Source organism: Streptomyces sp. NPDC025721 (assembly GCF_055558595.1).
In genome coordinates, this window is sequence record NZ_JBVHMF010000035.1 from 39,913 (window position 1) to 53,562 (window position 13,650).

Here is a 13,650-nt window from a genome sequence, read left to right on the forward strand (position 1 = left end):
ATCATGACCACGGAGTGCGCGGCGGGGTGAGCGCGCGGCGCGGCCGAGGTCGCGGCGGAGCACCCGCTACGGCTTCACCGACCGGTAGTACCGCTCCGCGCCGACGTGCAGCGGCAGCGGATCGGTGAACACCGCGGTCCGCAGGTCCACCAATTGCGCGGCGTGCACCTCCTTGCCGATCGCGTCCCGGCTGTCGATCACCGCACGGGTGAGCCGTTCGACCAGGCCGGTGTTCGCGCGGTCCGTGGTGACCAGCAGATTGGCGACGGCGATGGTGGCGATCGCCTGCCCCTTCTGCGCCTGCGGATACGCGTCGGCGGGCATCACGGCCTGCCGGTAGTACGCCATCTGCGGTCCCATGGAATGCAGCTTCGCCACCAGGTCGCCGAGTTGGACGAGCTTGATGCCCGGCGAGGAGTGCGCCATCTCGGCCACGGCGGCGGTCGGCAGCCCGCCCGACCAGAAGAACGCGTCCAGCTGCTTGTCGCGCAGCATCGCGGGCGCCTGGTCGATGCCGACCGGTATCGCGTCCACATCCTTGGTGATGTCCAGGCCCGCCGCCGCGAACAGCCGCCTGGTGATCAGATTGACCCCGGAGTCCGCCTGGCCGACCCCGACCCGCAGCCCGCGCAGATCGCGCGCGGACCGCACCGTGGAATCGCTCGGTACGACAAGCTGCATGTAGTCGTCGTAGAGCCGGGCGCAGGCGCGCAACTGGTCCTTGCCGGGACCGTCGTAATCGGCGACGGCGTCGGCCGCGGCGATGGTGAAGTCCGCCCGTCCTGACGCCACCCGCTTGATGTTGTCGACCGAGCCCTCGGTGTGCACGAGATTGACCCGCACTCCCGGCAGCGCGGTGTGCAAATCGCCCTTGAGGAGCAGCCCGTACTTCTCGTACACCCCGTTGGCGACCCCGGTGGCCAGCGACATCGGCGCCCGCGGATACGAAGGCCCCGCGTTCGGCAGCAGCCACCACAGCAGGAGGGCGAGCACGGAGACCCCGGCCAGCAGCGCCTGGAGCACGCGCCGCCGCCTGCCCAGCGCGGCATCGCGCAGGCGTACGACGGGGCGGGGGAGGTCCATGCATGGGGATCCTGCCAGCCGGGCGGGAATCGGGGAAGGGCGGTCGGCGGCGGCCGGTCCCGGGAAGGCGGGGGCGCCGGGCCCCGGCGACCACGTACTCTGGGTGATTGTTATGAGCGCGCGTACTTACGAGGTCCGCACCTACGGGTGCCAGATGAACGTCCACGACTCCGAGCGGCTGTCCGGCCTTCTGGAGGACGCGGGGTATGTCCGCGCGCCTTCCGACGCCGACGGCGCGGATGTCGTCGTCTTCAACACCTGCGCGGTGCGGGAGAACGCCGACAACCGGCTGTACGGCAACCTCGGCCAGCTCGTACCGAAGAAGGCCGCCAGGCCCGGCATGCAGATCGCCGTCGGCGGCTGCCTGGCGCAGAAGGACCGCGACACCATCGTGAAGCGGGCCCCCTGGGTCGACGTCGTCTTCGGCACCCACAACATCGGGCAGCTCCCGGTGCTGTTGGAGCGGGCCAGGATCGCCGAAGAGGCCCAGGTCGAGATCGTCGAGTCGCTGGAGACCTTCCCCTCGACGCTGCCCTCGCGCCGCGAGTCCGCGTACGCCGCCTGGGTCGCGGTCTCCGTCGGCTGCAACAACACCTGCACCTTCTGCATCGTCCCCGCCCTGCGCGGCAAGGAGAAGGACCGCAGGCCCGGCGACGTGCTCGCCGAGGTCGAGGCCCTGGTCTCCGAGGGAGTCGTCGAGGTCACCCTGCTCGGCCAGAACGTGAACGCGTACGGCTCCGACATCGGCGACCGCGAGGCGTTCGGCAAGCTGCTGCGCGCCGCGGGCACCATCGACGGCCTGGAGCGGATCCGCTTCACCTCGCCGCACCCGCGCGACTTCACCGACGACGTCATCGCCGCCATGGCCGAGACGCCCAATGTGATGCACCAGCTCCACATGCCGCTCCAGTCCGGCTCCGACACGGTGCTGAAGGCGATGCGCCGGTCGTACCGGCAGGATCGTTACCTCGGGATCATCGAGAAGGTGCGCGCCGCGATGCCGGACGCCGCCATCACCACCGACATCATCGTGGGCTTTCCCGGCGAGACCGAGGAGGACTTCGAGCAGACCCTGCACGTGGTGCGCGAGGCGCGCTTCGCGCAGGCATTCACCTTCCAGTACTCCAAGCGGCCCGGCACCCCCGCCGCCGAGATGGACGGCCAGATCCCGAAGGCCGTCGTCCAGCAGCGGTACGAGCGGCTGGTCGCGCTCCAGGAGGAGATCTCCTGGGAGGAGAACAAAAAGCAGGTCGGCCGCACCATCGAGGTGCTGGTCGCCGAGGGCGAGGGCCGCAAGGACGACGCCACCCGGCGGCTGTCCGGCCGCGCGCCCGACAACCGCCTCGTGCACTTCGAGCGCCCGGACGAGCCGGTCAGGCCCGGAGACATGGTGACCGTCGAGATCACCTACGCCGCGCCGCACCATCTGCTCGCGGAGAAGCCCGCCGCCGCCGTACGCCGTACGCGGGCGGGCGACGCGTGGGAGCGGCGCAACGCGGCCCCGGCCGCGACCGGCACGGGCGTGATGCTGGGCCTGCCGACGATCGGCGCGCCCGCCGTGACGGAGCCGGTGTCGCTGGGCGGATGCAGCGTCCAGTGACGCGCGCGGTCCCGGACACCGGTGCGCGGCCGAACGTGCCGACGCCGTTGTCCGGCGACGGCCGTCTATCCGCGAGGCCGCGCCGGTAAGGTTTCGATCATGCTGGTCGCCGCTGCCGTCTGTCCCTGCCCGCCGCTGCTGGTCCCGGAGGTGGCGGCAGGCGCCGCACCCGAACTCGACGCTCTGCGGGCCTCCTGCGCCGACGCCATCGGCGTCCTGGCCGCTTCCCGGCCCGACCGGCTGGTCGTGATCGGTCCGGCGGACCGGCCGCACCGCGGTGCTTTCGCCGAGGGCTCCACGGGCTCTTTCCGGCCGTTCGGTGTCGCGCTGGAGGTCCGCCTCGGATCGGAACCCGGCGCGGAGGCCGACGTCATGGCCGAGCCCGCTGCTGAGGCCGCCGCTGAGCCCGCACGCACATTGCCGCCTTCGCTCGCCGTGGCCGCCTGGCTGCTGCGCGGCTGGCACGCCGCACCCGTCGAGGGCCTGGGGGTCGGCGAGCAACTGGAACAGCCGCGCTGCGCCGCCGCGGGCCGCGCTGTCGCCGAGGCCGCGGGACGCGTCGCCCTGCTCGTGATGGGGGACGGCAGCGCCTGCCGTACGGTCAAGGCGCCCGGCTACCTGGACGAGCGCGCCGAGCCCTTCGACGTGGCCGTGACCGCGGCCCTGGCGGCGGCCGACACCGACGCGCTCACCGCGCTGGACGCGGGGTTGGCCGATGCGCTGAAGGTGTCCGGCCGGGCGCCGTGGCAGGTGCTCGCGGGCGCGGCACAGGGCGCGGGCCTGGCGGGGGAGCTGCTGTACGAGGCGGCGCCATACGGCGTGGGCTACGCCGTGGCGACCTGGACCTGAGCCGGAGGGCTACGCGGATACCTGACCCGGAGCCCCCGCCCGGACGCGCGACTCGGACGTCCTACGGCAGGGCGCCGCGCGAGCGCTCAGACGGTCGCGTCGCCGTCCTTGCCGCTCTTGTCCTTGAGGTTGCCCAAGGCGCCCTTGGCCTTGTCCACCCCGGTGCCGATCTTGTCGCTGTACTTGCCGCCGGTCTTGGAGTCGACGGTGTGCGCCGCCTTCTCCAGCCCCGACTCGATCTTGCCGCCGTGCTGCTGCGCCAAGTCGCCGGCCTTGCTCTTCGCCAAGCCCAGCTTGTCCTTGAACGTGTCCTTGAGGCCCATGCGGCACCTTCCCAAGCATCGTGAATCCCCCGCCCTGTTTCCGACCATACCTGTGCCCGCCCTGGCCTGCTTCACGCCAATCGATCGAGGTCAGCGGCCAATGTTTGCGAGACTGGCCACGTGAAGAACCGTGTGATCGCCGTCGTCGGCCCGACCGCAGCCGGGAAGTCCGATCTGGGCGTGGCCCTGGCCCGGATCCTGGACGGCGAGGTGATCAACGCCGACTCCATGCAGCTCTACCGCGGTATGGACATCGGCACCGCCAAGCTCAGCCCGGACGAACGCCAGGGCGTGCCGCACCACCTGCTGGACATCTGGGACGTGACACAGGCCGCCAACGTTGCCGACTACCAGCGCCTCGCCCGCGTCGAGATCGACCGGCTGCACGCCGAGGGCCGGGTCCCGGTGCTCGTCGGCGGCTCCGGCCTGTACGTACGCGCCGCGATCGACGCCCTGGAGTTCCCCGGCACGGACGCGGCCGTCCGGGCCCGCCTGGAGGCCGAACTCGACATGCGCGGCTCCGGCGCCCTGCACGCCCGGCTGGCCGCGGTCGACCCCGAGGCCGCCCGCGCCATTCTGCCCAGCAACGGCCGCCGGATCGTCCGCGCCCTCGAAGTCGTGGAGATCACCGGCCACCCCTTCGCCGCCAACCTCCCCGGCCCCGAGGGCGTCTACGACACCGTCCAGATCGGCGTCGACGTCCCCCGGCCCGAACTCGACGAACGCATCGCCCTGCGCGTCGACCGCATGTGGGAGGCCGGTCTGGTCGACGAGGTCCGCGCCCTGGAGGCCGCGGGGCTGCGCGAAGGACGTACGGCCTCCCGCGCGCTCGGCTACCAACAGGTGCTCGCCGCACTGGCCGGTGAGTGCACCGAGGACGAGGCCCGCGCCACGACCGTACGCGCCACCAAGCGCTTCGCACGCCGTCAGGACTCGTGGTTCCGCCGCGACCCGCGTGTGCACTGGCTCACGGCCCGCGGCACGGAACTCGCGCACCAGGCGCTGACGTTGCTCCAAGAAGCGGTTACAGCCTGATCACGTGATGGCATCGGGACGCTCCGGCGTCCCGGACCGGCCGGTCGACCGTGCCATCATCGAGCATCTAGCTACGGTGTCGGAGAATCGGGAGGGCGCGTGGCGATGGAAGCCGGCCCACGCGACACCCCAGCCGGGCGCGACCCCGAGGCGGAAGCCCAGATTCCCCCGGAGTTTCCGCGCAATGGCGCCATCCCCGAGTCGAGGAACACCCTGGAGCCCTTCGAGCCCCTGGACTCCCTCGGCTCCCTGGAAGCGATCGAGCCCCTTCCGCCGATGGAGGAGGGCCAGTCCTTCCGCGAGCTGCGCCCCCAGCGCCGACTGCGGATCTGGCAACTCGCCCCGATCATCGCCCTCGCGGTGAGCGGATCGCTGATGTTCGCCTTCCCCCTCGCCTTCGAATCCGGCGACGCGGGACCTGTCGTCGCCATGCTCGGCCTGCTGCTGTGCTGCTGCTCCGCCGGGTGGGGCCTGATGGCCGCCCGCCGGGTCGGCTACACCTGGCCCGGCCTGCCCGCCCGCGGCTCCGGTGCCCGTGTCGACTGGCGCTACGTGGCCGGATACACCGCGCTGATCGCCCTGCTGGCGGTGCTCGCCGTCTGGCGCGTCGCCCGGCTGCGCTGACGGCCCCGCCCACCAGCCCATCCCCCTCCGTCGCCCGCGTACGATCGATGACGTGACTGACGCGCGCCACGACACCGCACCGCTCGCCTTCCTCAAGGGCCACGGCACCGAGAACGACTTCGTGATCGTCCCCGACCCGGACGGTCTGCTCGACCTGTCCCCGGCCGACGTCACCCGCCTGTGCGACCGGCGCGCCGGAATCGGCGGCGACGGCCTGCTGCGCGTGGTCCGCTCCGCCTGCCACCCCGAGGCCGCGGCACTCTCCGACCGGGCCGAGTGGTTCATGGACTACCGCAACAGCGATGGCAGCATCGCCGAGATGTGCGGCAACGGCGTCCGCGTCTTCGCCCGCTACCTCCAGCGCACCGGCCTCACCGACGCGGGCGACCTGTCCGTCGCCACCCGCGCCGGCGTCCGCGACGTCCACATCGTCAAGGACGCCGACGACGGCACTCCCGGCGACATCACGGTCCGCATGGGCCGCGCCACGCTTCCCGAGGGCGCCGTCACCGTCACCGTGGGCGACCGCAGTTGGCCCGCGCTCCACGTCGACATGGGCAACCCGCACGCCGTCGCCTTCGTCGACACCCTCGACCACGCCGGTGACCTCCTCCGTGCCCCCGCGGTCACCCCCGCCGACGCCTACCCGGCGGGCACCAACGTCGAATTCGTCGTCGACCGCGGGCCGCGCCACGTGGCTCTGCGCGTCCACGAGCGCGGCTCCGGCGAGACCCGCTCCTGCGGCACGGGCGCCTGCGCCGTGATGGTTGCCGCGGCCCGCCGCGACGGCGCCGACCCGGCCGTCACCGGCCGCCCGGTCACGTACACCGTCGATGTTCCCGGCGGCCGACTGGTGATCACCGAGACCGCCGACGGACAGATCGAGATGACCGGACCCGCGGTGATCGTCGCCGAGGGCGTCATCGACCCGGCCTGGCGCGGCGGTCCCTCCGCCGACCCCGGTGCCTGAACCACCACCTTTCCGGCGGTATCCGACCGGGATTCCCGCACACGTTCCCTCGAACGGGTGATGGGGATCACTCTCGGCGAGAGCGTGACTGCCGCACGTGGTGGGCTCGGTAGCATCAATCACCGGCGCGGCCCCACGGGGCGTGGAGAGCGTCCGCAGCCGGTTCAGGCTGCTGGAGGTGCCCGATGAGCGCAGACAACGCGGTGGACGCCGACCGCAGTGCCGGGGCCCCGCGCCGTGGACTGCGCCGGATCGACCTGCTCAGGCTCGGCCGCGCGGCGCTGCTCGGCCCCAGCGGCCGGGACCGCGTGCCCGACGCCATCGAGCACCTCACCAAGGTGCACCGCGCGCGCCACCCCGAAGCGGGCCCCGAAGCGATCGAGACGCTGCGGCGGGCGTATGTGCTCGCGGAGTCCTCGCACCGCGGTCAGATGCGCAAGAGTGGCGAGCCGTACATCACCCACCCGCTGGCGGTCACGCTGATCCTCGCCGAACTGGGCGCGGAGACCACCACCCTGACCGCCTCCCTCCTCCACGACACCGTCGAGGACACCGATGTGACGCTCGATCAGGTACGGGAGGAGTTCGGCCAGGAGGTCAGCTATCTCGTCGACGGCGTCACCAAGCTGGAGAAGGTCGACTACGGCGCCGCCGCGGAGCCGGAGACCTTCCGCAAGATGCTCGTCGCCACCGGCAACGACGTACGCGTGATGTCGATCAAGCTCGCCGACCGGCTGCACAACATGCGCACCCTCGGGGTGATGCGCCCCGAGAAGCAGGTGCGGATCGCCAAGGTCACCCGCGATGTGCTGATCCCGCTCGCCGAACGCCTCGGTGTGCAGGCACTGAAGACCGAGCTCGAAGACCTGGTCTTCGCGATCCTCCACCCCGAGGAGCACGCCAGGACCCGGGCCATGATCGCCGCGAACGCCGCCGGACCCGACCTCCTCGCGGCTGTCGCCGAGGACCTGCGCAAGGTGCTGCGCGAGGCGGACATCGCCGCCGAGGTCGCCATCCGCCCGCGGCACGCGGTCTCCGTCCACCGCGTCCTGCTCAAGCGCGGCGGCGCGGAACTCGGCAGTTGCGACTTCGGCCGCCTGCTCGTCGTGGTCGCCGAGGACGCCGACTGCTATGCCGTGCTCGGTGAGCTGCACACCTGTTTCACCCCGGTGATCGCGGAGTTCAAGGACTTCATCGCCGCCCCCAAGTTCAACCTGTACCAGTCGCTGCACACCGCCGTCGCCGACGAGCGCGGCCGGATCGCCGAAGTCCTGGTCCGCACCCGGCGGATGCACCGGGTCGCGGAAGCCGGGGTGATCGCGCTCGGTGACCCGCACGCCGTGGAGGAGACTCCGCAGGCCGCCGAGGCCGAGCAGGGCGCGAGCGCGGCGGAGACCTGGGGGAGGGTGGACCCGACCCAACCCGGTTGGCTCGCCCGGCTGTTGGAGTGGCAGCGCGACGCCCCCGACCCCGACACCTTCTGGTCCGCTCTGCGGGACGACCTCGCCCAGGACCGCGAGATCACCGTCTTCGCCACCGAGTCCGGCGAGTCCATCGGCACGATGCGGCTGGCCGCCGGGGCGAGCTGCGTGGACGCCGCCTACGCGGTGCACGGCGAGGCCGGTCACCAGTGCGTCGGCGCCCGCGTCAACGGGCGGCTGGCACCGCTGGGGACCCGGCTGCGCGACGGCGACACCCTCCAGCTCCTGATGGACGACTCCGCCACCTCCGGCCCCGACGCCGACTGGCTGGAGCACGCCATCACCCCGGCCGCCCGGATCGCCATCACCAGGTGGCTGACCCAGAACCCGGCGACGGCAGACGAGGACAAGCCGGCGTCGGCCCCTGCGGTACGCCCGACCCACGCCGCGGGCCAGGCGCGCGCCGCCGAACCGGTGGCGGTCACCGACCTGCCGCACGCGACCGTACGGCTGGCCCGCTGTTGCACGCCGGTGCCTCCGGACGGCCTCACGGGATTCGTCATCCGCGGCGGTACCGTCGCCGTTCACCGCGTCGAGTGTCCGAGCACCGCCCGGATGGTCACGGCGGGACGGGCGCCCGTACCCGTCCGCTGGCGCGACGACGGCACCGCCAACGGCTTCCGGGCCACGATCCTCGCCGAGGCGCTGAGCCGCCCGCGCCTGCTCGCCGACCTCACCGAGGCCATCGCGGCCCAGGGCGTCGGGATCGTCTCGGCCGCGGTGGAGCCCCCGCAGGAGCACCGGGTGCGGCACACGTACACGGTGGAGCTGCCCGACCCCCAGGCGCTGGCGGTCCTGATGCGGGCGATGCGGTCGGTGCCAGGCGTCTATGACGTCTACCGCGCGCGACTGGCCGTCACGGCGGCGCAGCCCTGAGACCAGGGCGTACACACGCTTGGACGCGCGCGAGGACTCTTGTGAGGACGCGGGCGCGGAAGCCCGGGTGAGCACCTGCGGGGACTTCGGGAAGCGGGTCATCACTGTCTCCTTCGATCGTTACTCCCAGTGAACGTCTGGTGGCAGATCGTAGGTTCCGGGGTGATCGTCACCCACAGGAGTGATTCCGGCGACGGCCGCCGGAGATCCGGTCCTGTCGGCCGGCGGACAGCCCTCGCGGGTATCCGCGGCGAAACTCGCGTGACCGCGAGTGTCCGGCGTGCGACCATCGTAGTAACGGCAGAAACACCGCCGACCCGTTGACCGCTCGACCAAAGGATCCAATGACCTCCTCTTCTTCTTCCTCTTCGAACAACCGCCAGCGCCTCCCCGAGAGCCTTCGGGCCGACGCCCTGATGGAAGAGGACGTCGCCTGGAGTCATGAGATCGACGAGGACCGGGACGGCGACCAATTCGACCGCTCCGAGCGTGCGTCGCTCCGCCGGGTCGCCGGACTCTCCACCGAGCTCGAGGACGTCACCGAGGTCGAGTACCGGCAGCTCCGACTGGAGCGCGTGGTGCTCGTGGGTGTCTGGACCACGGGGACCGTCGACGACGCCGAGAATTCGCTGGCCGAGCTGGCGGCGCTCGCCGAGACCGCCGGAGCACTCGTCCTCGACGGCGTCATCCAGCGCCGCGACAAGCCGGACCCGGCCACGTACATCGGATCTGGCAAGGCACTGGAGCTGCGCGACATCGTCGTGGAGACCGGCGCCGACACCGTCGTCTGCGACGGTGAGCTGAGCCCCGGCCAGCTCATCCATCTGGAGGACGTCGTCAAGGTCAAGGTGGTCGACAGGACCGCGCTGATCCTCGACATCTTCGCTCAGCACGCCAAGTCCCGTGAGGGCAAGGCGCAGGTCTCGCTGGCACAGATGCAGTACATGCTGCCGAGGCTGCGCGGCTGGGGTCAGTCGTTGTCCCGGCAGATGGGTGGCGGTGGCGCCGGTTCGTCCGGCGGCGGCATGGCGACGCGTGGTCCCGGTGAGACCAAGATCGAGACCGACCGTCGGCGTATCCGCGAGAAGATGGCCAAGATGCGCCGGGAGATCGCGGAGATGAAGACCAGCCGCGACCTCAAGCGCCAGGAGCGCAAGCGGCACAAGGTGCCGTCGGTCGCCATCGCCGGATACACCAACGCGGGCAAGTCCTCGCTGCTCAACCGGCTCACGGGTGCGGGCGTCCTGGTGGAGAACGCGCTGTTCGCCACCCTGGACCCGACCGTGCGCCGCGCGGAGACCCCCAGCGGACGGCTCTACACCCTGGTGGACACCGTCGGGTTCGTGCGGCACCTGCCGCACCACCTGGTCGAGGCCTTCCGGTCCACGATGGAGGAGGTCGGCGACGCCGACCTGATCCTGCACGTGGTGGACGGCTCGCACCCGGTGCCCGAGGAGCAGCTCGCGGCAGTACGCGAGGTGTTCCGCGATGTCGGCGCGCTGGACGTGCCCGAGATCGTGGTCGTCAACAAGGCGGACGCCGCGGACCCGCTGGTCCTCCAGCGTCTGCTGCGCAACGAGAAGCACGCCATCGCGGTCTCTGCCCGCAGCGGCATGGGCATCGACGAGTTGCTGGAGATCATCGACCAGGAACTGCCGCGGCCCGATGTGGAAGTCGAGGCGCTGGTGCCGTACACGCACGGCGGTCTCGTCTCCCGGGTGCACGCCGCGGGTGAGGTCCTCTCCGAGGAGCACACCGGCGACGGCACGCTGCTCAAGGTGCGGGTGCACGAGGAACTGGCCGCGGAACTGGCCCCGTTCACGCTCGTCGCCAGGACCTGACAGGGCTGAGGCGCTACGGCAGTTCGACGCCAGGCCGACGCGCACACTGACATGGGTAAGGGGCCGCCTCCAGGAGGCGGCCCCTTACCCATGCGTCGTTCCCTAGTTGAACTTCTGGCTCACCCCGTCGAAGACCTTCTTCGCCTCGGAACCCAAGTGCGGCCCCGCCAGCCAGGTGTTCGTCACCGGCCCGATCGACGTATTGCTGACCAGCGCCGTCGTCCCGTCCGGCCGCTTGGCGAACCAGCCGCCGCCCGACGAACCACCCGTCATCGTGCAGCCGATCCGGTACTCCGTCGGCGCCTGGGCGTTCAGCGACAGCCGGCCCGGCTTGCCCACGCAGTCGTACATCTGCTGCCCGTTGAAGGGGGGCGCCGCGGGATAGCCCCAGGCGCCCATCGTCCCGATCCGCGTCGCGGACGGCGCGTCGAACCACACCGGCATCGCCGTACCGACCGTCTCCTCCAGCGACTTGCCGCCCGCGCCCTCCTCTGGCTTCACATGCAGCACGGCGAAGTCGTACGGCGAACCGCTGCCGCCGGACTCGGCGCCCGTGCTGATCCACTGGTCGGAAGTGCTGGCCCAGTCGGCCCAGAACACGCCGTACGGCGCCAGCACGTCACGCGAGGCGCCCTCCAGGGCCGCGGCGCTCTTGCCCGTGTCGTTGTAGGCGGGGACGAAGGCGATGTTGCGGTACCAGCCGCCGGAGGCACCCGCGTGCACGCAGTGGCCCGCCGTCCACACCAGATTCGACTTGCCCGGATGCGCCGGGTCCCGGACCACCGTCGCCGAGCAGACCATCGAGCCCTTGGGCCCGTCGAAGAAGAGTTTTCCGACACCAGGTGCAGCCTCGTGGTAGGGCGCCGTGACCCGGCTCGCCTGCACCGGATCCGGCGCAGGGTCGCTCTCGCCCTGGTCGGCCGACACGTTGGTGGGCACCTTCTTGTCGCTCTGGTCCGCGCCCTTCATGCGGTCGTCGCTCCACAGCCCGTTGATCACCGGGTTGACGAAATCCGCCGCCTTGCGCAGCCACTTCGCCTTGTCCCAGTTCTTCCAGCCGCCCTTCTTGTACGCCTGCTCCCACTTCTTCAGGTCGTCGAGGCTGGTCGGGAAGGACGTCGGCAGACCGAGGTTGTTGCCCGCCGTCACCGACGAACTGGGCTTGGCGTCCGCGGAGTCACCGGACGACCCGCACGCGGTGGCGGTGCCCGCGAGGAGAACGGCTGCCGCCGCCGCGGCCACCAAGGGCCTTCGTATGGATGACATGGACTGCTCCCCCTGAGATGTCTTCGGCTGTACGGCAGTTGCCGCCCCCGATGCGCGGTGGCCACCACTATGCCGCTGGTGTGAGGGACGGCCGGGGGTGTTCGCCGGTTCCGCGCCGAAAGTCTCCGGGCCGCCCGTGATCGAGCCGTCACCCAGTCGTTAGTACGGACGGGGGACGACTGCCTGGACGCCGACCCGGAGGAGTGAGCACGTGGCCGCCATTTCGAGCGCGCCGGGACAACGACTGGCGGCATCGGCCGAGGTGTCCGCCGAGGGACCGGCCGACGAATCCATGACGGGGGAGGCGATTCTCCGCAGGCAGGCGCAGCGCGAATCGGCCGCGCGCACCTATGCGCGGTCCCTGCCGGTGGTACCCGTCCGCGCCCGCGGGATGACCGTGGAGGGCGCCGACGGCCGCCGGTACCTCGACTGCCTGTCCGGTGCGGGAACCCTCGCTCTCGGCCACAATCACCCCGTCGTCCTGGAGGCCATCAGGGGCGTCCTGGACTCGGGCGCTCCCTTGCACGTCCTGGACCTCGCGACCCCGGTCAAGGACGCCTTCACCACCGCGCTGTTCGAGACGCTGCCGCCTCAACTCGCCGAGCACGGCCGTATCCAGTTCTGCGGGCCCGCCGGGACCGACGCGGTGGAGGCGGCCATCAAGCTCGCCCGTATCGCCACCGGGCGCGGCGGACTCCTCGCCTTTTCCGGCGCCTACCACGGCATGACGGCCGGCGCGCTCGCCGCTACGGGTGACACGGCGGTCCGCGGCGCCGTCGGCGAAGCGGACGCGCGGATCACCCGTCTGCCGTACCCGTACGACTACCGCTGCCCGTTCGGCATCGGCGGCGACCGGGGGGCCGAGCTCTCGGCGCGCTGGACCGCGCATCTCCTCGACGACCCCAAGGGCGGGGTGCAGCCGCCCGCCGCGATGCTCCTCGAACCGGTGCAGGGCGAAGGCGGCGTCATCCCGGCGCCCGACACCTGGCTGCGCAGGATGCGTGAGATCACGGCCGCGCGCGGCATCCCGCTGGTGGTCGACGAGGTGCAGACGGGCGTCGGCCGTACCGGCACCTTCTGGGCCGTCGAGCGCAGCGGAATCGTGCCCGACGTCATGGTGCTGTCCAAGGCCATCGGCGGCAGCCTCCCGCTGGCCGTGATCGTCTACCGCGAAGAACTCGACGCCTGGCAGCCGGGCGCCCACGCGGGCACCTTCCGCGGCAATCAACTCGCCATGGCCGCCGGTACGGCCACGCTCCGCTTCGTACGGCAGCACGCGCTGCACGAGCGCGCGGAGACCGTCGGCGCGCGCATGCTCAGCCGCCTGCGCGGACTCGCCGCGCACCACGACTGCATCGGCGACGTCCGAGGACGCGGTCTGATGATCGGCGTCGAACTCGTCGACACCGAAGCCGAGCCCGACGACTACGGAGCGCTTCCCGCCGCGCCCCGGCTCGCCGCCCGCGTCCAGCAGGAGGCCCTGCGCCGCGGACTCATCGTCGAACTGGGCGGACGGCACGGCGCCGTGATCCGGCTGCTGCCGCCGCTGACCATCACCGACGAACAGGCCGAAGCCGTGCTCGACCGGCTGGCCGCCGCCATCGACGCCGCGCGGACCGCGACGCGAGGCGGCCCGGCATGACCCCGGCGGACCGACCGCGAGAAGCCGTGCCGCCGCGCGGTACCGACGAGTGGAGCCCTG

The 13,650-nt window shown here is 71.7% G+C and carries 11 protein-coding genes; 8 read left to right on the top strand and 3 right to left on the bottom strand.

Features of this window, described 5'->3' with window-relative positions; all coding sequences use genetic code 11:
• Nucleotides 1–66: 66 nt before the first annotated feature.
• Nucleotides 67–1,083 carry a TAXI family TRAP transporter solute-binding subunit gene (locus ACZ4EF_RS33240; RefSeq protein ID WP_467507840.1) on the bottom strand — a complete coding sequence of 339 codons (1,017 nt, stop codon included), beginning with the start codon at nucleotides 1,081–1,083 and terminating at the stop codon, nucleotides 67–69.
• 112 nt (nucleotides 1,084–1,195) lie between these two features.
• Between ACZ4EF_RS33240 and miaB the strand changes: the two genes are divergently transcribed.
• Both miaB and ACZ4EF_RS33250 read left to right on the top strand, forming a co-directional pair.
• A complete protein-coding gene (gene miaB / locus ACZ4EF_RS33245) occupies nucleotides 1,196–2,683 on the top strand; it encodes a tRNA (N6-isopentenyl adenosine(37)-C2)-methylthiotransferase MiaB (protein ID WP_391163799.1) in 1,488 nt (495 codons plus the stop codon).
• Nucleotides 2,684–2,782: 99 nt separating this feature from the next.
• Nucleotides 2,783–3,532, top strand: coding sequence for a class III extradiol ring-cleavage dioxygenase family protein (locus ACZ4EF_RS33250; RefSeq protein ID WP_467507843.1), 750 nt, complete (start codon nucleotides 2,783–2,785; stop codon nucleotides 3,530–3,532).
• A gap of 86 nt (nucleotides 3,533–3,618) precedes the next feature.
• Here the strand turns inward: ACZ4EF_RS33250 and ACZ4EF_RS33255 are convergent, their stop codons facing one another.
• A complete protein-coding gene (locus tag ACZ4EF_RS33255) occupies nucleotides 3,619–3,855 on the bottom strand; it encodes an antitoxin (RefSeq protein WP_355338188.1) in 237 nt (78 codons plus the stop codon).
• 120 nt (nucleotides 3,856–3,975) lie between these two features.
• Between ACZ4EF_RS33255 and miaA the strand changes: the two genes are divergently transcribed.
• The 5 genes from miaA to hflX all read left to right on the top strand — a co-directional run bounded on the left by miaA (nucleotide 3,976) and on the right by hflX (nucleotide 10,682).
• Nucleotides 3,976–4,890, top strand: coding sequence for a tRNA (adenosine(37)-N6)-dimethylallyltransferase MiaA (gene miaA, locus ACZ4EF_RS33260; protein ID WP_467507845.1), 915 nt, complete (start codon nucleotides 3,976–3,978; stop codon nucleotides 4,888–4,890).
• A gap of 105 nt (nucleotides 4,891–4,995) precedes the next feature.
• Nucleotides 4,996–5,514: a hypothetical protein gene (locus ACZ4EF_RS33265; protein ID WP_467507858.1), complete on the top strand. Its 519-nt coding sequence runs from the start codon at nucleotides 4,996–4,998 to the stop codon at nucleotides 5,512–5,514.
• Between the two features lie 52 nt (nucleotides 5,515–5,566).
• Entirely contained in the window at nucleotides 5,567–6,484 is a 918-nt protein-coding gene (gene dapF / locus ACZ4EF_RS33270; protein WP_467507847.1) for a diaminopimelate epimerase, read from the top strand.
• Nucleotides 6,485–6,669: 185 nt separating this feature from the next.
• Complete coding sequence (locus tag ACZ4EF_RS33275; RefSeq protein ID WP_391163803.1) at nucleotides 6,670–8,841, top strand: RelA/SpoT family protein; 2,172 nt, start codon at nucleotides 6,670–6,672, stop codon at nucleotides 8,839–8,841.
• Between the two features lie 344 nt (nucleotides 8,842–9,185).
• The gene (hflX, locus tag ACZ4EF_RS33280; RefSeq protein ID WP_355338200.1) at nucleotides 9,186–10,682 is read left to right on the top strand and encodes a GTPase HflX; all 1,497 of its coding nucleotides are present in this window, start codon (nucleotides 9,186–9,188) and stop codon (nucleotides 10,680–10,682) included.
• A 102-nt stretch (nucleotides 10,683–10,784) separates the two neighbouring features.
• On the opposite strand, the gene ACZ4EF_RS33285 is transcribed toward hflX, so the two are convergent.
• Nucleotides 10,785–11,948, bottom strand: coding sequence for a trypsin-like serine peptidase (locus ACZ4EF_RS33285; RefSeq protein ID WP_391052229.1), 1,164 nt, complete (start codon nucleotides 11,946–11,948; stop codon nucleotides 10,785–10,787).
• Between the two features lie 292 nt (nucleotides 11,949–12,240).
• Between ACZ4EF_RS33285 and ACZ4EF_RS33290 the strand changes: the two genes are divergently transcribed.
• Nucleotides 12,241–13,590, top strand: a complete 1,350-nt coding sequence (locus ACZ4EF_RS33290) for a diaminobutyrate--2-oxoglutarate transaminase (RefSeq protein WP_402713696.1) — start codon at nucleotides 12,241–12,243, stop codon at nucleotides 13,588–13,590.
• Nucleotides 13,591–13,650 lie beyond the last annotated feature (60 nt).